This window comes from Streptomyces apocyni (assembly GCF_009739465.1).
Lineage (GTDB): Bacteria > Actinomycetota > Actinomycetes > Streptomycetales > Streptomycetaceae > Streptomyces > Streptomyces apocyni.
This window is the reverse complement of sequence record NZ_WHOM01000041.1, coordinates 21,877-41,021: the sequence shown is the minus strand read 5'-3', so window position 1 is coordinate 41,021 and position 19,145 is coordinate 21,877. Positions and strand designations below refer to the sequence as shown.

Sequence of the window (19,145 nt, the reverse complement as noted above, 5' to 3'; positions counted from 1 at the left end):
CTAGGGGGCTTCTGGTGGCTCTTGGACGGTGTCGCGGAGCCAGATGACGATGGCGGTGACGGTCAGGGTGCCGTTGAAGATGTAGTCGCGTTTGTCGTAGCGGGTGGCCACCGCGCGGAACTGCTTCCACTTGTTCACGCACCGCTCGACCGCGTTGCGACGGCGGTACTGGGCTTTGTCGAAGGCCGGGGGCCGGCCACCGGCCTGTCCCCGGTGCTTGCGGTGGGCCCGCTGGTCATCGGGCTGAGCGATGGTGGCCTTGATCCCGCGCCGCCGCAGGTAGGCGCGGTTGTCCCGGCTGGAGTACGCCTTGTCGCCGCGCACCCGGTCCGGTCGGCTGCGTGGTCGGCCCGTGCCGCGGCGCCGGATGCGCAAGCCGTCCAGCACCGGGGCGAACATCGGGCTGTCACCTCGCTGACCGGGCGAGGTCAGCCAGTGCAGCGGGCGGGCCCGGTCGTCGGACAGCAGATGAACCTTGCTGGTCAGCCCGCCCCGTGAGCGCCCCAACGCCTCGCGCCCATCCGCTTCCTCACGGGTCCCGCCCCCTTTTGCGGGTAGTCGGCCGGGGGCTTGCGAGGCGCCCCGGCCGCGTGCTGATGCGCCCGGCAGGACGTCGAGTCGATGTTCACGGCCCATTCCCGCCGGTCCGCCTTGCGGGCAAGCGCCCCGTCCGGGTCTGCGGCGTCCGCCTCGATCTGTAACTCGCGCAGGACAGCCTTCCAGGTGCCGTCGGCCGACCAGCGACGATGACGCTCATAGACGGTCTGCCAGGGGCCGTACCGTTCTGGCAGGTCAGGCCAGGGCACCCCGGTCCGGGCCCGGAACAACACCCCGTTGATCACCTTGCGGTGATCCGCCCACTGCCCGCCCGGCTTGCCGTTACCGGGCAGGAGAGGTTCGATCTTCCGCCACTGCGCGTCCGTGAGCTCGTGTCGCCGCACCATACGGGCGTCCTGCCCGGACAACTACGAGATCCACCCAGCCCACCAACAACCATCAGAAACGGCCTAGCGGCGAGCTGATGCCTGGCCTTCCCCGCCCCTGAGGCGAAGAAGGCCAGGCATAGTGTGCTGGGATTGTTCGGAACCGCCCCGCAACACCAGGCGGCGTGGGAGGCTCTGCCTGTGGGACGAAACAGCCAACGCCGTCGAGCCCGTTCCGGACCTGGGAACCGTCAGGCCGCACCAGACCTGTCCGAGATCTCCCGTGCGCGCACCGCCAAGCTTCTGCGCTCCGACATCGCGACGTGGATGGAAAACCCGAGCAAGGGGCCCGGAGGCTCATTCCTCAAGGGTGAGAGTGCGCCCGATCCTGTGGCGGTCTGGGGCACCCTCATGGGCTGGCTGGTCGCGGCTCGTGAGCAGATCACCGAGGAGCAGGCGCGGGACGCCGTGCAGTGGATCTCCGACACGCTCGACATTCAGCATGGCGACCTCCTCTACGCCGCATCCGTCATCGGACACCCAGGCGCCCCCTCTGTGACCGTCAGCGAGGCCACCGAGCACTACGGGGAAAACCCCGTCACCTTCGTCCTCTACATGCTCATGCTCGCTGGTGCCTTGGTCGCCACAGTCGGCAACGGGGACCCAGAATGGCTTCGCCAATTCGACCTCGCGGGTTGAGTCCCGTCACGGCGACGGCTCTCAGTCCCAGGCGTTGAAGAGCACACCTCCCAGCACGTCGACGTCGTAGAAGCGGACTTCTCGCCATTCGCCTCTGGTGAGCGTCGTGGTGTCCACTCCGCGGAGAGGCGTCATCAGACGTTCCCGGCTGAGCACCGTGAAGCCCGCGTCGCCGAATGCCTCCGCCCAGGCCGTCGGCTCGGCGAACTCGTCGCGGTACCAGTCCCGGAGCTCATCGGCGAACGCGATCCAGGGGTGGTGAGCATGGCAGAGGATGACGTGCTCGCCTGTAGCGTCCGAAACCACCGCCGTGTGGAACGTGCGGGGATACGCCCGCTCACGCACCACCTCCACCCGGCCGCCAGCGGCTCTGGCGGCGGCGTACAACGCGGCGCGGAACACCCGCAGATCGGTCTCGGGAAGCGGACCGTCCTTCGGCCGGAAGAAGCCGGTCGCCCCTCGGGGCAGTGTGCAGCGCTCCATGTCCTCAGCAATGTGCTCTGACGGGTGTGTATCCGGCGGGGACCCCGGCGACCTGGAGGTCGGAGAAGATCAGCCGGAAGTGGTGTGCCTTGGTCTCGATCGTGACGTCGTGAACATCGATGCCGATCGCTCGCTGCCAGCGTCGGGCGGCTTCCGACTCGGGGAGAAGCTTCGCGCCCGGGTAGAGGCTATGCCACTTGACGCCCCAGAGGAACCCTTCGAGATCCTTGCCCGTCTCGTGGTCGATGAGGCGGTCGTCCAAGGATGCCCGCCAGGTCTCAGCCGAAACAGATGACGTGCACCGGGCTTCGACACAGCACTGGAAGAGGCCGCGCAGAAAGGCCGACTCAACGCCGGTGCGGGGGTCGGCAGTCGCGCAGACGATGAGCTCGTAATCGCGCATGTAGTCCGTGTAGCCGTGGTACACGAGGGCCTGGTCGAAGATCTCGTCCAGCGACTGCTGCAGGGCCACCGTGTCCACTCAGCTGTTCTATCGCATGCGGGCGACAGCTTCGGGCTCGGGCTGTCGTGCTGCTTCATGGTGGCCAGTCCGCTCACGCACGGCCGCCTGTGGGGTCGTCCGCTCACGCACGGGCCCAAAACGCGACAGCGTCCGAGCCCGCCAAGCGGACCCGGACGCTGTGTAGCAGGTCAAAGGGGGTTTACCCTCCCTGCTCACGGTAGGCCGTGTGGGACTCGAACCCACAACCAATGGATTAAAAGTCCACTGCTCTGCCAATTGAGCTAACGGCCCGCGCCCTGAAGCATAGCCCCCATAAGGGCCAGGCTTCGAAGGCATATGGCGGACGCCAGTGATCGCGGCTAGAAGTCCGGCCACCAGTCCGCGGCCAGCTGGGCGATCTCCGCTTCGGTGAGCGCTCCGGTGTAGACGCCGATCTCATCGACGGCGCCCTTCAGGTACTCGCCCCAGCCGTCCGTGGTGAGCGCCCTGCCAACCCTTGGCCGCGTCGTAGACGACCGCGAGGTGCTGGCCCGTATCCATGGGGTATCCGGCGCTGAAGCGGGACGGTGGTCAGCTCCGCTTCTTCGGTGTCCCCGTGGGACATGGCCAGTTCCCAGCTGTACGTCTCGGCCGAGTAGCGGACGAAAACGGCGTTGCGATGCTCGCCAGGCAGCGTGAGGACCGCCATGTCCCGGGTGGGTGAGTCTTCGTCCAGCCGTACGCGGGCCGTCAACGAGAAGCTGCCGTCAGTAGCGGTGACCGGATTCTGGGTGGAGGCGTGGTCCCCGTCACCGTCGAGCCGCAGGTGGCCACGACCGATCAGCGGCCAGTCATCGGAGATCGAGGCATCGCCGCCCAGTGTGAGGTCCTGGCCACCGCCGTGTTCCGGGTTGACGCCGTCCGTGGCCTCGTCGAGTTCCAGGCGGTGGCCGGTTAGCGAGAAACGACAAGCGGGCCCGTCCATCAGGACGGGCCCGCTTGTGCAGGTCAGCTGGCTGGGTGTCAGCCGGTGCTGGCTATGTGTCAGCCGTTGCGCTTCCAGCGCGGCTTCTCGTCGCGGCGGCCGAAGGCGCTGCCGCTGCGGTCGTCGCGACGGTCGTCACGGCGACCGAAGGGGCGGTCGCCTGCGCCGCGGTGGTCGCGGTTGACGGGGCGGTCGCCCGCGCCACGGTGCTCGCGGTTGAAGCCGCCACGGTCGTTCCCGCCACGGTCGTCGCGACGGAAGCCGCCACCGGCGCTGCCGCCACGCTCGTCACGGCCGCCACGGAAGCCGCCGCGGTCGTTGTCGCGGGCGGGGCGGTTGAAGGGGCGGTCGCCGCCGCCACCGCGGTTGAAGCCGCCACGGTCGTTCCCGCCACGGTCGTCACGGCGGAAGCCGCCACGGTCACCGCCGCCGCGCTCGTCACGGGCGCCACGGAAGCCGCCGCGGTCGTTGTCGCGGGCGGGGCGGTCGTCGCGGCGGAAGCCACCACGGTCGTTGTCACGGCTGCCACGGAAGCCGCCACGGTCGCTGCCGCCACGGTCGTCACGGCGGAAGCCACCACGGTCGTTGTCGCGGCCGCCACGGAAGCCGCCACGGTCGTCACGGTCGTCGCGGCGGAAGCCGCCACGGTCGTTGTCACGGCGGTCATCACGGCGGGGGGCGAAGTTGCCGCGGTCGTCACGGCGCTCGCGGCGCTCGTACGACGGGCGCTCGTCACGGGAGTCACGGGCGTCACGGGACTCGCGCGGCTGGTCCGGTACGGACACCGGGGCCTCGGCCTCGGCGCCGGCCACCGGCTCGGCGGCGGTCGCCGCGGCGGCCGCGATGGCCGCCTCCGGGTCCTCGCCACGCTCACGCGCCGCACGCGCCGTCAGCCGGTCGGCCTCCTCGCGGAGTTCGGTCGCGCGGCGCTGCGCGCGCTCCAGCTCCTTGGTCAGGCCCGCGACATCGCGCTCGGCCTGCTTCGCGGCGTTGTCCGCGGAGTCGGCCTGGACCTCGGTCAGCGACCGGGCGCCGGTGATCTCGGCGACCTCGGGGTCGAAGGCGCCACCGCCGCCCACCATGTGGCGGGTGGCGTCCACGCCCGCGTCCTCCATGAGGCGGAAGATCTGACGGCGCTGGTGCGGCAGGGAGAGGGAGACGACCGTGCCGGAGCGGCCCGCGCGCGCCGTACGGCCCGAGCGGTGCAGGTAGTCCTTGTGGTCACCGGCCGGGTCCACGTTCAGGACCAGGTCGATGCCGTCGACGTGGATACCGCGGGCGGCGACGTCGGTGGCGACCAGCGCGTTGACGTAGCCGTCCTTGAAGTCCGCGAGGGTGCGGGTACGCGCGCCCTGCGTCATGCCGCCGTGCAGCGCGTCGGCGCGGACGCCGGACTCGCGCAGCTGCTCGGCGATGCGGTCGGCGCCCAGCTGGGTGCGGACGAAGATGATCGTGCGGCCCTTACGGGCGGCGATGGCGGCCGTGACCGGCGCCTTGTCGCGCGGCTTCACGATCAGGATGTGGTGGGTCATCGTGGTGACGGCGCCCTGGGCGGCGTCCACCTCGTGCGTCACCGGCTTGTTCAGGTAGCGCTTGACCAGCGTGGAGATCTCGTTCTCCATCGTGGCGGAGAACAGCATCCGCTGGCCGCCGCCGGGGATCTGGTCGAGCAGCTCGGTGACCTCGGGCAGGAAGCCCAGGTCGGACATCTGGTCGGCCTCGTCGAGGACCGCGATCTGGACGTTCTCCAGCGAGCAGGCGCCGCGGTTGATGATGTCCCGCAGGCGGCCGGGGGTGGCGACGAGGACGTCGACGCCGCGCTCGAGGGCGTAGATCTGGTTGCCCATCGACGTACCGCCGCAGACGACCTTCATCTTCAGGCCGAGTACGTCACCGTACGGCTGGAGCGCGTCCGCGACCTGCATCGCGAGTTCACGGGTCGGGGTGAGGATGACGGCGCGGGGCTTCTTCTTCTCGGTGTGGCCGCCGGCCAGCGAGGCCAGGGTCGGCAGACCGAAGGAAAGGGTCTTGCCGGAGCCGGTACGGCCACGGCCCAGGATGTCCTTGCCGGCCAGGGCGTCCGGGATGGTCGCGGCCTGGATCGGGAAGGGGGCGGTGACGCCGTTCTGGGTGAGCTTGCGGACGACACCCTCGGGCAGGCCGAGGTCGGTGAAGGTGAGCTCGGGGGTCTTGGGGGCGGCCTCGGAGGCGTCGGAGGCGTCGGCCTCGGGGGCCGCGTCAGCCTCGGGGGTGGTGGACTCGGAGACCTTGGTGGTCTCCTCGGTGACGGCAACCGTCTCGAGCGTCGCTACGGCCTCGATAGCCGAGTCGTTCTCGGGCATGACGGCGTGGTCAGAGCTGAAATTGGACATGCGAAATGCGAAACCTTCCGGAGTCTCGGCACGCGCCCATAACTCCGTGAAGTTCGCAAATCGACCGCCTCAATGCGGTCCAGCCACGGCAAGGGAGAGTACGCGCCACGCGGCAACCGCCTCAGTTGTCACTGACGGCGCCGGGCAAATGGGATCAAACGATCTACTACTGTACGCACCCTTCACCTCGCCTGGCAAACCAACTCCCGAATTCGCCTCTGACCTGCGACGATTCGGGACGCCCCCCTCACGACGGCTCCGCCTGCGGTGACGGCTGCGGCCCGTCCTCCCACTCCCCCTGTGGCTCCTGGGCCGACTGCGCCCGCACTGCCCGCGCCGCCGAATCGGAAGGCTCGGCCGGCGTCGGCTCCGGCGTGTCGCTCGGGGTCGGCTCCGGGTCGGGCGTCGGCGAGGAGGACGGCCGGGGCGTCGGGGACTCGCGCGTGGCGCTCGGGTCCGGCGACGGCTCGCCCGGCTTCGGGTCGTCCCCCGGCGCGGGCGGCTCCTTGCCCGAAGCCGACGGCTCCGGCGCACCGGACTCCGACCCCGACCCCGAACCCTTGCCAGAACCCGAACTCGAACTCGAACCCGAATCCCCCCCGTCCTCAGGGCCCTTCCCCTTCCCGTCCTTCGCCCCCGCTCCCTTCTTCGAACCCGCCTTCCCCTCCGAGCCGTCCGCCGCCTCATCCTCCGAGTCGCCAGATCCCCGCTTCCCGGGCCACGCCGGGCCCTGCACCCCGGCCCAGCGCGGCGAGCCGTCGCCGCCGCCCACCGCCGTATCGCCCTCCGGCGTCGCCTCGCCACCACCCCCGGTAGAGCGCTTCGGCGATGGCGCGCCCTCCTCGGCGCCCACGCTCATACAGCCAGCGGTCGCGGCGACCGCGAGCAGCCCGGCGGCCAGCCGGACAGCGGCGTACGGTCTCAGCGGTGGTACGGACAAGGGGCGCACGGGCGGGCACCTCCGGGGTGCGGCGACGGGTCCCCCTGCCCAACTCCCGCCGCCCGGCTAAAGACACGGAAGGCAAACGGACGATCGTCACGGACAATGGCCAGGTGCTGGAAATGACACGCGATGCGTTCGAAGAGCTGGTGAGCGAGGCCCTCGACCAGATCCCGCCCGAACTGGCGCGGGTCATGGACAACGTGGCCGTGTTCGTGGAGGACGAACCGGACCCGTCCGACCCCGAACTACTCGGCCTGTACGAAGGGACTCCACTCACCGAACGCGGCGAGTGGTACGCCGGCGTACTGCCGGACCGGATCTCGATCTACATGGGCCCCACCCTGCGCTACTGCGCCACCGCGCAGGACGTCGTCCACGAAGTGGCCGTGACCGTCGTCCACGAAATCGCCCACCACTTCGGCATCGAGGACGAGCGGCTGCACGAACTGGGCTGGGGCTGACCCCAGCCCCCCGGGGGGCACGCGCGGCATAGCCACACCCCCGTACGGGCATACCGGAACCAATGACACGAGGCCCCGCTGCCGCCGCGCAGCAGATCGTGGACAGGCTCCGCCACCGCTACGGCGCGCGGCGCGCACACCCTGTCAGCGCCCTCGTGCACCCCCCGCACCCCTGGGCACGCTCCTTCGGCCTGGTCGCCGTCGTCGTGCTCGGCGCCTGGCTCGGCCTGCTGATCGTGGGCAGCGTGCGCGCCCCCGTCGGCCCGATGGACACCACGATGACGCTCCGCCCGTCACTCTCCGGCGGTACGAAGATCAACGTCGCCCCGCTCGGCGACCTGCGGCTGGACAGCCACCTCGCACCCATCCGGCTCGACGTGGACGTGGACCGACTCGACCCCGAGCGCTCCCAGTACCTCGTCGACGATCCCGCGCGGCTCACCGGCCTCCAGGAGGAGGTCGCGTCCGACGTCCAGGACGGCACCCTCGACGTGGCGCTGCGCTCCTGCGTCGCCGTCGTCAGCGGCGCCACCGCGCTGGGCCTGGCCGTCTACCGCCGCCCGCGCCGCGCGCTCGCCGCGGGCGGCCTGGCCCTCGCCCTGCTCACCGCGTCCGGCATCAGCGCGTACGCCACCTGGAACCCCAAGTCCGTACTGGAGCCCAGGTTCTCCGGCCTGCTCTCCTCCGCGCCGTCCCTGGTGGGCGACGCCCGCAGCATCGTCAGCGAGTTCGACGTCTACCAGAAGGAGCTGGCCCGCCTGGTCACCAACGTGACCAAGCTGTACGACGCCGCCTCCACCCTCCCCATCTACGAACCCGACCCCTCCACCGTCCGGGTCCTGCACGTCTCCGACATCCACCTCAACCCGGCGAGCTGGCACATCATCGACTCGCTGGTCGAGCAGTACGAGATCGACGTCATCATCGACACCGGCGACACCATGGACCACGGCAGCGGGGCCGAGAACAGCTTCCTCGACCCGATCCAGCACCTCGGCGCCCCGTACGTCTGGGTGCGTGGCAACCACGACTCGGTGACCACCCAGCGCTACCTCCAGAAGATGGAGAACGTCCACGTCCTGGACGACGGGCGCCCGGTGAACGTCGCGGGGCTGCGCTTCGCCGGAATCGGCGACCCCGCGTTCACCCCGGACCGTACGGCCATCGACCGGGGCAAGGCGGTCCAGGAGCTGGCCGGGATGCGGCTGGCCGCATCGCTCAGGGCCGAGCGCGAGAAGGGCACCCCGGTCGACATCGCCGCCGCCCACAACCCAGTGGCGGCGCGCGGCACGGACGGCGCGGTGCCGCTGGCCCTGACCGGCCATCTGCACCACCAGAAGATGGAGGTGCTGGAGAACGGCACCCGGCTCCGGATGGAGGGCTCGACGGGCGGCGGCGGGCTGCGCGCGATCGAGGGCGATAGCCCCGCGCCGATCACGGCGTCCGTGCTCTATCTAGACCGGGACAGCAAGCGGCTACAGGCCTGGGACGAGATCAAGTTGGGCGGTCTCGGGCTGACGACGGCCGAGGTCAGCCGCCATCTACCGAAGGAGAACCAGCCCGGCGCGACCCCATCCCCGAGTCCATCCCCGAGCCCGTCGTCGACCCCGTCACCGAGCCCATCCCCAAGCCCATCCCCAAGCCCATCCCCGAGCCCGCCATCAAGCCCGCTGGATGCGTCCTCGCCGAACCCGCCGTAAACCGTTTTGGCGATCGCTCCCCGCACCCCGTATGCTTCTCACGTCCCCGACGCGCTGCAAAGCGCCCAGGCGGGCCCTTAGCCCTCATCGTCTAGTGGCCCAGGACGCCGCCCTTTCAAGGCGGTAGCACGGGTTCGAATCCCGTTGGGGGCACGCTACATCGTGTGCGAGACTAGTCCCGCACACGCGCAAGGTCCTGTGGAGCAGTTTGGAGTGCTCGCCACCCTGTCAAGGTGGAGGCCGCGGGTTCAAATCCCGTCAGGACCGCTGCGATCTCTCGCCGGATCGCGTGGCTGGGTAGCTCAGTTGGTACGAGCGATCGCCTGAAAAGCGATAGGTCGCCGGTTCGATCCCGGCCCCAGCCACCACCCTCTAAGGCCCCGATCTGAGATCGGGGCCTTTTCCGGTTTCTCAGCCCTGGCTCTCGGCGCTCTCGGCGCGACGGGCGCGTACGAGCCTCGCGGCGCGGCGGGCGCGTACGAGCCAGCCCAGGCCCACCGCCGCCACCACACCCACCAGCAGCACCACGTCCGGGACCCGGTCCCCGACCTCGCGCGCCCAGCGCTCGACCGCGAACGAGTTGTCCACGTCCAGCAGCCCCGGCAGCGCCGTCGTCCCGTCGTACGCCAGGAACAGCGCCCCCAGCAGCACGAAGAAGAGCCCCGACAACAGCGATGTCGTATGCAGGGTGAGACGGCCGCCGCCCAGACGCAGCGACCGCCCCCGCAGCCACCGCCGCCGCCCCAGATCGAAGCGCTCCCACACCAGCGCCAGCACGAACAGCGGCACCGCCATCCCCAGTGCGTACACCGCGAGCAGCGCCCCGCCATACCCCGGATTGCCACCCATCGCGGCCACCGTCAGCACGCTGCCGAGGATCGGCCCCGCACAGAACCCGGCCAGCCCGTACACCGCGCCCAGCGCGTAGACGGACAGCGCCGTCGTCGGGCGGATGCGGCCTGACAGCTCGGCCATCCGGCGCGAGGCGAAGCCCATCCCGAGGATCTGCAGCACCCCGAGCGCGATGATCAGCCAGCCCCCGGCGAGCACCAGCAGCTCCCGGTTGCCGTAGAAGAAACGACTCGCGTACGACCCTGCCGCGCCCAGCGGCACCAGCGTCGTAGCAAGGCCCAGATAGAAGATGCCGGTACGGGCGAGCAGCCGCGACGAGGTGTCGATCGAGTACGCGAAGAACGCCGGGAGCAGCAGCGCGCTGCACGGACTGAGCAGCGCCAGCAACCCGCCGAGGAACGCGGCGAAGTAGCCGATGTCGCTCACTTGGCCGCGTCCTTCGCCGCGTCCTTCGCCGCCTCGATGGCCTGCGTGAACGTCTCCTCGGGCTGGGCGCCCGCCAGGGGCTTTCCGTTGACCAGGAAGGACGGGGTCGAGGTGGCGCCGAGTCGGTACGCCTCCTCGCGGTCCTGGTTGACGGACTTCTTCGCCGCGTCGGACTCCCGGTCCGCCCGGAACCGGTCGAGGTCCTTGACTCCTGCCGTACGGGCCAGTTCGTCGAGCTGTCCGGGGCCGAAGCCCTTCTCCTTGGCGCCCGTCGCGAACGCCGCCTCATGGAACTCCCAGAACCGGCCCTGCTGCCCGGCCGCCCAGGCGGCCCGTGCCGCGCCCTCGGACTCCGCGCCGAAGATCGGGAAGTTGCGCCACTCGATGCGCAGGGTGCCGTCGTCGACGTACTTCTTGACCAGCGCGGGTTCGGTGTCCCGGGCGAACTTGCCGCAGTAGCCGCACTTGAAGTCGGCGTACTCAATCAGTACGACGGGCGCGTCGGCCCGGCCCTGCGCGAGCGGGTCCTTGGTGTCGCGCCTGGCCAGCTTCAGCAGCTGCTCGTGGACACCGCTGTTCCGCGGGTCGGACGAGACCTCGGCGGCGGGCTTGTCGCCGGACGAGGCGGATGCGCCGGACGAGGCGGCGTCCGGCTTGGTCGCGGTGTACGAGAAGACGCCGAGCAGTACGGCGGCGGTGAGGACGCCCGCGCCGATGGCGATGCCGCGGCGCCGGGAGTTCTTGACGGAGTTCTTTGCAGGGGTGACGGACACAGCGGTTCAGTGCTCCAAGGAAGTCATGCGAGAAGAACGAGAAGAACGAGAAGAGAAGACAGAACGAAGAAGAGAAAGGAAAGAGGCTCAGCGGGCCGCGACGGCCGCGCCAACCCCGTCCGCCGGGCACGCCACCTCACCCGCGAGCCGCTGTACGGTCGCCACCGCGAGCAGCGCCAGCGAGGCCGCGGCCAGCGCGGGTTGCAGCGGTGCCCAGACGCTCAGCGCGCCCGAGGTGCCGAGCGCGAGCAGCACCAGCTTGTTGCAGACCGGGCAGCCCACGGCGAGGAAGGACAGCACCCCGCCGACCGAGCCGAGCCGGGACACGCCCGCCGCGCGCTCCCCCGTACGGCCCGTACGACCGGTACCGCCCGCACGGCCCGTACGACCGGTACCGCCCGCACGACCCGTACGGGTACCGGTCCTGACGTACGTGGCCAGGAGCAGCCCGGCGAGGAGCGCGGAGGCCGCCAGTACGGGGTAGCTCCACGGCTCGGGTGGGATCTCGCGGCCGAACACGGGGTTCGGGACGACCGCCGTCGGCAACCCGATCAGCAGCGCGCAGCCCACGGCGGAGCCGAGCGCGATGGCCCAGCGGGCGGGCGGCCAGCCCGCGAGGGCGCGGGGCGCGAGCCGTAGCCGCGTGCCGCAGGCGCGCAGCAGGGGGCCCGCGCGGCGTGGGCGGCGCGGGGTGGTGGTGGTCACGTCGGGGTTCTCCTGTCCTGGGCGTGGTGTGGGCGGGCCTGGAGCGGCGGCCTACACGCGCAGGACGGAGAGCTGGACGGGGGTGGGCGGGTCGCGTGGCGGCGGCCCGCGGTCAGGTGCCGCGCCAAGGCGGCCGCCGTCGGCCAGCCGGGCCTCGACGTCGGCGTTGGAGGAAGTGGGCGACGCGCCGTGGGCGTGGGCGAGCGCTGTGAGCAACTCGTACGCGGCGCCCCCGCGCGGCGGGGCGGCCGGCTGCCCGTCCCGCTCGTACGCGTCCCGCTGGCCGCAGCCTGGCCCCTGGTCCGAAGCCAGAACCCGTACGACGTCGACGTCGCCGCCTACGGACCTGGCAGCGGCGACGCGCGAGGTCTCGGCCTCACCGGCCCCAGCAGGGGCGGCACGCACCGTGCCACCGGCGCCCGCCCGACCAGAACCCGCACCAGAACCCGCGCCCGCGACCCCGCAGAACGCCCCCGCCGTAAGCGCCACCAACAGCACGCTGAGCAGCGCGTTCAGCGCGGCGCGGCGGCGGGGGCAGGGGCGGGGCATGCGTCCATAGTGCACCACGGGGGTGCTGGGGACGGTAATGCGTTCGCCAGGGCTCAGGACCGGGTGAGATCCTGGGATTCGTATGTCTACTTCCTTCGCCGACCTCCAGCAGCTGCTCGCCCTCATCGACGAAGCCTCGCTCCGCGACGCGCACCGGCTGGGTCGCCGCCTCGAGGGCGCCCGCCGCATCCGCAAGCCCGAGGCGCGCCAGGCCGTGCTCGACGAGATCGCGGCCGAGGCCGGGAAGTCCGCTGCCCGGATACGGGACCGGCGCACCGCGGTGCCCGCCATCACGTATCCCGAGCAGCTCCCCGTCAGCCAGAAGCGCGACGACATCCTGGCGGCAATCCGCGACCACCAGGTCGTGATCGTCGCCGGTGAGACCGGCTCCGGCAAGACCACCCAGATCCCCAAGATCTGCCTGGAGCTGGGCCGTGGCGTCCGCGGCATGATCGGCCATACGCAGCCGAGGCGGATCGCCGCCCGTACGGTCGCCGAACGCGTCGCGGAGGAGCTGGACACCCCGCTCGGTGACGCGGTCGGCTGGAAGGTGCGTTTCACCGATCAGGTAAAGGCGGAGTCGACGTTCATCAAGCTGATGACGGACGGCATCCTGCTCGCCGAGATCCAGACGGACCGCGAGCTGCGCGCGTACGACACGATCATCATCGACGAAGCGCACGAGCGGTCCCTGAACATCGACTTCCTGCTCGGCTATCTCGCCCAGCTGCTGCCCAAGCGCCCGGACCTGAAGGTCGTCATCACCTCGGCGACCATCGACCCGGAGCGCTTCTCGCGGCATTTCGGGGACGCCCCGATCGTGGAGGTCAGCGGCCGTACGTACCCCGTGGAGGTGCGCTACCGCCCGCTCCTCGAAGAGGACAGCGACGAGTCGGACCGCGACCAGATCACCGCGATCTGCGAGGCCGTCGACGAGCTCCAGGGCGAGGGCCCCGGCGACATCCTGGTCTTCCTGTCCGGCGAGCGGGAGATCCGGGACACCGCGGACGCCCTCACCAAGCGAAGACTCAAGAGCACCGAGATCCTCCCGCTGTACGCCCGGCTCTCGCACGCCGAGCAGCACCGTGTCTTCCAGCGCCACAGCGGCCGCAGGATCGTTCTGGCGACGAACGTCGCCGAGACGTCGCTGACGGTCCCCGGCATCAAGTACGTCATCGATCCGGGCACCGCCCGCATCTCCCGCTACAGCCACCGCACCAAGGTCCAGCGGCTGCCGATCGAGCCGGTCAGCCAGGCCAGCGCCAACCAGCGCAAGGGCCGCTGCGGCCGTACGTCGGACGGCATCTGTATCCGGCTGTACTCGGAGGACGACTTCGAGGCCCGCCCGGAGTTCACGGACGCCGAGATCCTCCGTACGAACCTGGCGAGTGTCATCCTCCAGATGACCGCGGCCGGGCTCGGCGATATCGAGAAGTTCCCCTTCATCGATCCGCCGGACCACCGCAACATCCGCGACGGTGTCCAGCTCCTCCAGGAACTGGGCGCGCTCGACCCCAGCCAGAAGGACGTACGCAAGCGCCTCACCGAACTGGGCCGCAAGCTCGCCCAGCTGCCGGTCGACCCCCGGCTGGCCCGCATGGTCATCGAGGCCGACAAGAACGGCTGCGTACGCGAGGTGATGGTGATCGCCGCCGCGCTGTCCATCCAGGACCCGCGCGAGCGCCCGTCCGAGAAGCAGGCCCAGGCCGACCAGCAGCACGCCCGCTTCAAGGACGAGACGTCCGACTTCCTGGCCTATCTGAATCTGTGGCGGTATGTCCGCGAGCAGCAGAAGGAGCGCGGCTCGTCGTCGTTCCGCCGGATGTGCAAGGCCGAGTACCTGAATTTCCTGCGCATTCGCGAATGGCAGGACATCTACTCGCAGTTGCGTACGGTCGCCAAGCAGATGGGCATCCATCTGAACGAGGACGATGCCGCCGAGCAGCAGATCCACATCTCCCTCCTGTCCGGCCTGCTCTCCCACATCGGCATGAAGGACGTGAAGGAGAGCGCGAAGAGCGACGGCGCGAAGAAGGACGGCGGCGGCCGGAAGGACAGCGCCAGGAACGACTATCTGGGCGCCCGTGGCGCCAAGTTCGCCGTCTTCCCGGGTTCCGCGCTCTTCAAGAAGCCGCCGCGCTTCCTGATGTCCGCCGAGCTGGTCGAGACGTCCCGCCTGTGGGCCCGGGTGAACGCGAAGATCGAGCCGGAGTGGGTCGAGCCGCTCGCAGAGCACCTGATCAAGCGGACGTACTCCGAACCTCACTGGGAAAAGGACATGGCGGCCGTGATGGCGTACGAGAAGGTGACGCTGTACGGCGTCCCGATCGTCGCCCAGCGGAAGGTGAACTACGGCCGGATCGACGCCGAGGTCTCCCGCGAGCTGTTCATTCGCAACGCCCTGGTGGAGGGCGACTGGCGTACCCACCACAAGTTCTTCGCGGACAACCGAAGGCTGCTGACCGAGGTTGAGGAGCTGGAGCACCGGGCGCGCCGCCGGGACATCCTGGTCGACGACGACACGCTCTTCGACTTCTACGACGAGCGGGTCCCGGACCATGTCGTGTCCGGCGCGCACTTCGACTCCTGGTGGAAGCACAAACGCAAGGAGGAGCCCGAACTCCTGGACTTCGAGCGCTCGATGCTCATCCGGGAGTCCGCGGAGGCCGTCACGAAGGCGGACTATCCGGACTCCTGGCGGCAGGGCGCGCTGAAGTTCCGGGTCACCTACCAGTTCGAGCCGGGCACGGACGCCGACGGCGTCACCGTCCACATTCCGCTACAGGTGCTCAACCAGGTCACGGACGAGGGCTTCGACTGGCAGATCCCGGGGCTGCGTGAGGACGTGGTCACCGAGCTGATCCGCTCGCTGCCCAAGCCGATCCGGCGCCACTACGTCCCGGCCCCGAACTACGCGAAGGCGTTCCTGGAGCGGGCGACGCCGCTGCGGGAGCCGCTGCCGGTCACGCTGGCCCGGGAGTTGAAGGGGATGGTCGGCGTCGCGGTGACGGCCGACGACTTCGACCTGGACCGGGTGCCGGATCACCTCAAGATCACCTTCCGGGTCGTCGACGAGCGTCGCCGTAAGGTCGCCGAGGACAAGGATCTGGAGGCGCTACGGCTCCAGTTGAGGCCGAAGGCCCGTCAGGCGCTCTCGCAGGCGGCCGCGGCCACCGCCGAGCGCTCGGGCGGGGAGGCCATCGAGCGTACGGGGCTGACGGACTGGACGATCGGCACACTCAGCCGGGTGTTCGAGACGCGCCGGGCGGGGCAGCCGGTGAAGGCGTACCCGGCGCTGGTGGATGACGGGGCCTCGGTCTCCGTACGGCTCTTCGACACCGAGGCCGAGCAGGCGCAGGCGATGTGGCGGGGCACCCGGAAGCTGATCCTGCTGAACATCCCGGTGAACCCGGCGAAGTTCGCGTCCGAGAAGCTCAGCAACCAGCAGAAGATCAGCCTGTCCGCGAACCCGCACGGCTCGGTGCAGGCGCTCTTCGAGGACTGCGCGACGGCCGCGGCGGACCGGCTGATCGCCGACCACGGCGGACCCGCCTGGGACGAGGAGTCGTACCGCAAGCTCTTCGACCGGGTGCGCGCCGACATCGTCGACGTGACCGTGAAGGCGGTCGGCCAGGTACAGCAGGTGCTGGCCGCCTGGTCTGCCTGTGAGCGCCGTCTGAAGGCGGCGCGGAGCCCCGCGCTGCTGCCCAACCTCGCGGACGTACGCGGCCAGCTGGACGCGCTCGTCAAGCCGGGGTTTGTCACGGCGACCGGACTGCGGCGGCTGCCGGACCTGATGCGCTATCTGATCGCGGCCGACCGGCGGCTCCAGCAGATGCCGACCAACGTCCAGCGGGACACCACCCGGATGGCGAAGGTCCACGAGATGGCGGATGAATACGCCTGGCTGCTGGAGCAGCTGCCACAGGGGCGTCCGGTGCCGCGGGAGGTCCTGGACATCCGCTGGATGCTGGAGGAGCTCCGGGTCAGCTACTTCGCGCATGCGCTGGGCACGGCGTACCCGGTCTCGGACAAGCGGATCGTGAAGGCGATCGACGCGGCGGCTCCGTAGGGACTATCCGGCGATGACCGTAGTCACGCCGTCACGCAGGGCGAGTTCGACCGTCGGGCATGCGCTGCTGTAGAGTCTCTTTTCGCAGCACAGCGCACCAATCGGTTGCTGCGAAACCTGGTCCTGTGGAGCAGTTTGGAGTGCTCGCCACCCTGTCAAGGTGGAGGCCGCGGGTTCAAATCCCGTCAGGACCGCAAGAGATAGCGTCAGTCACGGAAGCCCGGATCGTCAGATCCGGGCTTCCGTGCGTCTTGACGGAGTCAACTGCCGCCGGTACTCACACATCAAGGGATGGGTGACCCGGAGGGGGCTGCGCATGGCAGGCACGGCAGGGACGGCACACGCTGGACGGCACGAGACACGCGCCTTGCTACGGGCCCATCTGTCGGCCGCGTCCGGCTTCCGCCACCTGACGCGCCACTGCCCGATCTGTCATCAGCTCCTGCGGCTCGCCATGGAGTCCGCGCCGCGCCGGGAGGCGCCCGGGAAGGCGATCCGGGAGGAAAGTCCCGCTGACGCGTGAACGCGGCTGACGGGTGGTTCACCCCATCGGTGGGCACTCCCCCCGGGCCCAAGCGCCCCCCAGCCACGCCCCAGCCACACCCCAACGAGCCCGCGATCGCCCGCGCCTGGCCCCCGCCCGACCCGCACCCACCCTGTGACTGGCATCACAGAACAAGTTTTTGGAACTGCCGCGCTTACACCGCGCCTACAACGGGTCGATTTAATATGTGCAATTGCACGATCATGCTGGCGCCCGCAAGACAACCCGCGGGACGGCTCACACGACGGCTAGCGCGACCGTCGCGCTGAGCGGACAGCGCGCACCGCAGTCCGGCACAACCACCCCCAGAGGCCAGGGCGAATAAAAAAAATCGCGCTGGACCCGGCGGAGTCCAGCGCGATCAACGACGTAACCCGCCACTATGTGAGGGTGGGACCTGTTGGGGCAGGGCCCTGTGTCGTGTGGAGCTATAGGCGGGCGCGCCCGAGTTGGGGGACTCGGACCTGCCCGAAGGGGTACTGCGAACTGCGTGTTGTGCGTTGCTTGTACTGCTATGAAGTTGTTGAGGCTGTACGGATCAGGCCTCGCTGCGCTGCTGCGGAATGCCCGCCAGCAGTGCGCGGACCTCAGCCTCGCGGTAACGACGATGCCCACCCAGCGTGCGGATGGACGTCAGCTTGCCGGCCTTGGCCCAGCGCGTGACCGTCTTCGGGTCCACGCGGAACATCGTGGCGACCTCAGCCGGGGTCAGCAGCGGCTCGGCATCAGGGGTGCGAGCGGTCATGAGCGGCCTCCTCGGGAGAACCGAATCTCTCTCGGTTCTTTCCTCTAAATTCTGCACCTTGGCCCGCGTTGCCCGAAATGGCAGACGCGGGTCGAGTCGGTTATAGGACGAACGGCTTGTCCTCGGCACTACAACTACACCATCTGTCCAGCCGCGTCGGCCAAACCGATGGAATTGCCCTCTCAGGTGTCCATCAACGACGGAACCCGATGGACCGTGCCATAGCGGACAGTCACGCCACTGTGACGATCAGTCACAGTGTGATCAGAGGTCATCAGGCCCCCCAAAGAGCGCATACCGAGCAATCCGTCCCTATCGGGACGGAAGGAGCCCTCCCCGGACTCCTTGTCCTATTTTGGCATGAGGGCGGGGGATCATGGCAAGGGCACCGTAAGTGCGGTCTGTCACGCTTGAGGCAAAAGCCTGGATCGGGACCTACGTCCCCGACCGCCTCTGACAGTAGACCCGAGGCGGCCGCGGCAAAAGGCCTGAGGTGTCGGGTATGTCACGCTCGCGTCAGCTTGCGAACTGTCGCTCGCGTACCGCACGCCACCGCTCGACCAGCCGCGCGTAGGCCTCGGCGGCCCCGGTGGCGTCCCCGGCCCGCAGCGCCTCGATGCCCTCGGCGACATCCGCCGCCGAGTGGTCCGCGTCGAGCTGGTCCGCCGTGAGAGCGTGCACCAAGCCGCCGTAGTCCAGCTCGACCAGCGACCGGGGGTGGAACTCCTCCAGCCACCGCCCCACATCTACCAGGCCGTCGACCAACGGCCCCTCCTCGATGGTCTCCCGCAGCACCTTGAGGCCACGCGCCACCCGCCGCCTGGCCTGCACCATCGGGGTGCGGTACCGCAGCACCGGAGCCTGCTCCCCCGCCGCGTCCGACACCGCCTCGCCCTCCGCCGCCGTGTCCGACGCCGCCTCGTCCGGGGCCCCCTTGTCCCCGTACTGCCGCTCCTCGTCCGAGACCAGGACGAACCAGCTCAACGGAATCTGCCAGACCGAGGTGCGAATCCAGGGGCGGGCATCCGGATTGCGCTCGCGCCACCGTTCGTAGTCCGCCGCCGCCTGCCGACGGACCACCGGCGGCAGCACCGCGTCCAGCACCGGCACCGGCAACTGCTCGGCGAGCGCGCCCAGCGCCTGCCAGCCGCGCAGCCGGGTCCGCCAGGGACACACGCACAGCACCCCGTCGATCACGGCCACAAACGCGTCGGCGCTCTCGTGCACCGGCACCGCGACGGGCGGCGTCGGCAGCAAGTCCCGCAGCGAGCGCCGCAGTTCATCCTGGTACGAGGGATGGGCGGGCCGCCGCGCATAGCGCTCCCAGTGGCCGCGCTCGGGTTCGGGGAAGGCCGCGAGCGGCTCGTACACCCGCAGATAGGACGCGTACGGGACAGCTGGCAAGGACACCTTGGGCACGACTGCTCCCTCCCCTGTAGCCCTTGCGGCAAACCGCCCGGATAAGTCTGTG

The 19,145-nt window shown here is 69.9% G+C and carries 17 protein-coding genes and 5 tRNA genes; 10 read left to right on the top strand and 12 right to left on the bottom strand.

From position 1 onward, the window contains the following. A protein-coding gene (locus GCN81_RS09115) for an IS5 family transposase (protein WP_407697943.1) occupies positions 1–944 on the bottom strand; the annotation gives its coding sequence in 2 pieces (ribosomal slippage) (positions 1–513 and positions 516–944; 942 coding nt in all). Between the two features lie 306 nt (positions 945–1,250). Here GCN81_RS09115 and GCN81_RS09110 point away from each other — a divergent pair. Beyond that, positions 1,251–1,622 (top strand): hypothetical protein, encoded by a 372-nt coding sequence (locus GCN81_RS09110; RefSeq protein WP_156723515.1) that lies wholly within the window; start codon positions 1,251–1,253, stop codon positions 1,620–1,622. Between the two features lie 21 nt (positions 1,623–1,643). Here GCN81_RS09110 and GCN81_RS09105 read toward each other — a convergent pair whose 3' ends face one another. The 5 genes from GCN81_RS09105 to GCN81_RS09085 all read right to left on the bottom strand — a co-directional run bounded on the left by GCN81_RS09105 (position 1,644) and on the right by GCN81_RS09085 (position 5,904). Continuing rightward, positions 1,644–2,105 carry a hypothetical protein gene (locus tag GCN81_RS09105; protein WP_156723514.1) on the bottom strand — a complete coding sequence of 154 codons (462 nt, stop codon included), beginning with the start codon at positions 2,103–2,105 and terminating at the stop codon, positions 1,644–1,646. A 4-nt stretch (positions 2,106–2,109) separates the two neighbouring features. Continuing rightward, positions 2,110–2,586, bottom strand: a complete 477-nt coding sequence (locus tag GCN81_RS09100) for a YxiG-like protein (protein ID WP_156723512.1) — start codon at positions 2,584–2,586, stop codon at positions 2,110–2,112. 200 nt (positions 2,587–2,786) lie between these two features. Then, positions 2,787–2,859: transfer RNA gene (locus GCN81_RS09095), tRNA-Lys, on the bottom strand. Between the two features lie 160 nt (positions 2,860–3,019). After that, positions 3,020–3,532 carry a hypothetical protein gene (locus GCN81_RS09090; RefSeq protein WP_156723510.1) on the bottom strand — a complete coding sequence of 171 codons (513 nt, stop codon included), beginning with the start codon at positions 3,530–3,532 and terminating at the stop codon, positions 3,020–3,022. A gap of 59 nt (positions 3,533–3,591) precedes the next feature. After that, the gene (locus GCN81_RS09085) at positions 3,592–5,904 is read right to left on the bottom strand and encodes a DEAD/DEAH box helicase (protein WP_156723508.1); all 2,313 of its coding nucleotides are present in this window, start codon (positions 5,902–5,904) and stop codon (positions 3,592–3,594) included. Between the two features lie 374 nt (positions 5,905–6,278). Between GCN81_RS09085 and GCN81_RS09080 the strand changes: the two genes are divergently transcribed. The 6 genes from GCN81_RS09080 (at position 6,279) to GCN81_RS09055 (ending at position 9,376) form a co-directional block, all read left to right on the top strand. Then, complete coding sequence (locus GCN81_RS09080) at positions 6,279–6,914, top strand: hypothetical protein (RefSeq protein WP_156723506.1); 636 nt, start codon at positions 6,279–6,281, stop codon at positions 6,912–6,914. A 43-nt stretch (positions 6,915–6,957) separates the two neighbouring features. Continuing rightward, complete coding sequence (locus tag GCN81_RS09075) at positions 6,958–7,308, top strand: metallopeptidase family protein (RefSeq protein ID WP_156723504.1); 351 nt, start codon at positions 6,958–6,960, stop codon at positions 7,306–7,308. A 62-nt stretch (positions 7,309–7,370) separates the two neighbouring features. After that, the gene (locus GCN81_RS09070) at positions 7,371–9,008 is read left to right on the top strand and encodes a metallophosphoesterase family protein (RefSeq protein WP_156723502.1); all 1,638 of its coding nucleotides are present in this window, start codon (positions 7,371–7,373) and stop codon (positions 9,006–9,008) included. A gap of 80 nt (positions 9,009–9,088) precedes the next feature. After that, positions 9,089–9,161, top strand: a tRNA-Glu gene (locus GCN81_RS09065). A gap of 39 nt (positions 9,162–9,200) precedes the next feature. Next, positions 9,201–9,275 (top strand) — tRNA-Asp (locus GCN81_RS09060). 24 nt (positions 9,276–9,299) lie between these two features. Beyond that, a tRNA-Phe gene (locus GCN81_RS09055) sits at positions 9,300–9,376 on the top strand. Between the two features lie 43 nt (positions 9,377–9,419). Here GCN81_RS09055 and GCN81_RS09050 read toward each other — a convergent pair. The 4 genes from GCN81_RS09050 to GCN81_RS09035 all read right to left on the bottom strand — a co-directional run bounded on the left by GCN81_RS09050 (position 9,420) and on the right by GCN81_RS09035 (position 12,313). Continuing rightward, entirely contained in the window at positions 9,420–10,286 is an 867-nt protein-coding gene (locus GCN81_RS09050) for a cytochrome c biogenesis CcdA family protein (RefSeq protein WP_156723500.1), read from the bottom strand. After that, entirely contained in the window at positions 10,283–11,059 is a 777-nt protein-coding gene (locus tag GCN81_RS09045) for a DsbA family protein (RefSeq protein WP_156723498.1), read from the bottom strand. Before GCN81_RS09045 ends, GCN81_RS09050 begins: the two co-directional genes overlap by 4 nt. Positions 11,060–11,146: 87 nt before the next feature. Continuing rightward, positions 11,147–11,764: a hypothetical protein gene (locus tag GCN81_RS09040; protein ID WP_231626549.1), complete on the bottom strand. Its 618-nt coding sequence runs from the start codon at positions 11,762–11,764 to the stop codon at positions 11,147–11,149. A gap of 51 nt (positions 11,765–11,815) precedes the next feature. Further along, entirely contained in the window at positions 11,816–12,313 is a 498-nt protein-coding gene (locus tag GCN81_RS09035; RefSeq protein ID WP_156723496.1) for a hypothetical protein, read from the bottom strand. A gap of 82 nt (positions 12,314–12,395) precedes the next feature. Here GCN81_RS09035 and hrpA point away from each other — a divergent pair, with 82 nt between their 5' ends. The 3 genes from hrpA to GCN81_RS09020 all read left to right on the top strand — a co-directional run bounded on the left by hrpA (position 12,396) and on the right by GCN81_RS09020 (position 16,908). Beyond that, positions 12,396–16,385: an ATP-dependent RNA helicase HrpA gene (hrpA, locus tag GCN81_RS09030; RefSeq protein ID WP_156723494.1), complete on the top strand. Its 3,990-nt coding sequence runs from the start codon at positions 12,396–12,398 to the stop codon at positions 16,383–16,385. Between the two features lie 119 nt (positions 16,386–16,504). Then, positions 16,505–16,579, top strand: a tRNA-Asp gene (locus GCN81_RS09025). A 122-nt stretch (positions 16,580–16,701) separates the two neighbouring features. Further along, positions 16,702–16,908, top strand: coding sequence for a DUF6274 family protein (locus GCN81_RS09020; RefSeq protein ID WP_156723492.1), 207 nt, complete (start codon positions 16,702–16,704; stop codon positions 16,906–16,908). Between the two features lie 559 nt (positions 16,909–17,467). Here the strand turns inward: GCN81_RS09020 and bldC are convergent. Together bldC and GCN81_RS09010 are read right to left on the bottom strand one after the other, a co-directional pair. After that, positions 17,468–17,674: a developmental transcriptional regulator BldC gene (gene bldC / locus GCN81_RS09015; protein ID WP_003949541.1), complete on the bottom strand. Its 207-nt coding sequence runs from the start codon at positions 17,672–17,674 to the stop codon at positions 17,468–17,470. 516 nt (positions 17,675–18,190) lie between these two features. Beyond that, positions 18,191–19,093, bottom strand: a complete 903-nt coding sequence (locus GCN81_RS09010) for a hypothetical protein (RefSeq protein WP_156723489.1) — start codon at positions 19,091–19,093, stop codon at positions 18,191–18,193. Between the last annotated feature and the right edge of the window lie 52 nt (positions 19,094–19,145).

Coding starts and splice junctions, on each gene's coding strand:
- hrpA (WP_156723494.1), top strand. CDS start 12,396: ATGTCTACTTCCTTCGCCGACCTCCAGCAGCTGCTCGCCCTCATCGAC.
- GCN81_RS09020 (WP_156723492.1), top strand. CDS start 16,702: ATGGCAGGCACGGCAGGGACGGCACACGCTGGACGGCACGAGACACGC.
- GCN81_RS09090 (WP_156723510.1), bottom strand. CDS start 3,532: ATGGACGGGCCCGCTTGTCGTTTCTCGCTAACCGGCCACCGCCTGGAA.
- GCN81_RS09085 (WP_156723508.1), bottom strand. CDS start 5,904: ATGTCCAATTTCAGCTCTGACCACGCCGTCATGCCCGAGAACGACTCG.
- GCN81_RS09110 (WP_156723515.1), top strand. CDS start 1,251: ATGGAAAACCCGAGCAAGGGGCCCGGAGGCTCATTCCTCAAGGGTGAG.
- bldC (WP_003949541.1), bottom strand. CDS start 17,674: ATGACCGCTCGCACCCCTGATGCCGAGCCGCTGCTGACCCCGGCTGAG.
- GCN81_RS09035 (WP_156723496.1), bottom strand. CDS start 12,313: ATGCCCCGCCCCTGCCCCCGCCGCCGCGCCGCGCTGAACGCGCTGCTC.
- GCN81_RS09105 (WP_156723514.1), bottom strand. CDS start 2,105: ATGGAGCGCTGCACACTGCCCCGAGGGGCGACCGGCTTCTTCCGGCCG.
- GCN81_RS09070 (WP_156723502.1), top strand. CDS start 7,371: ATGACACGAGGCCCCGCTGCCGCCGCGCAGCAGATCGTGGACAGGCTC.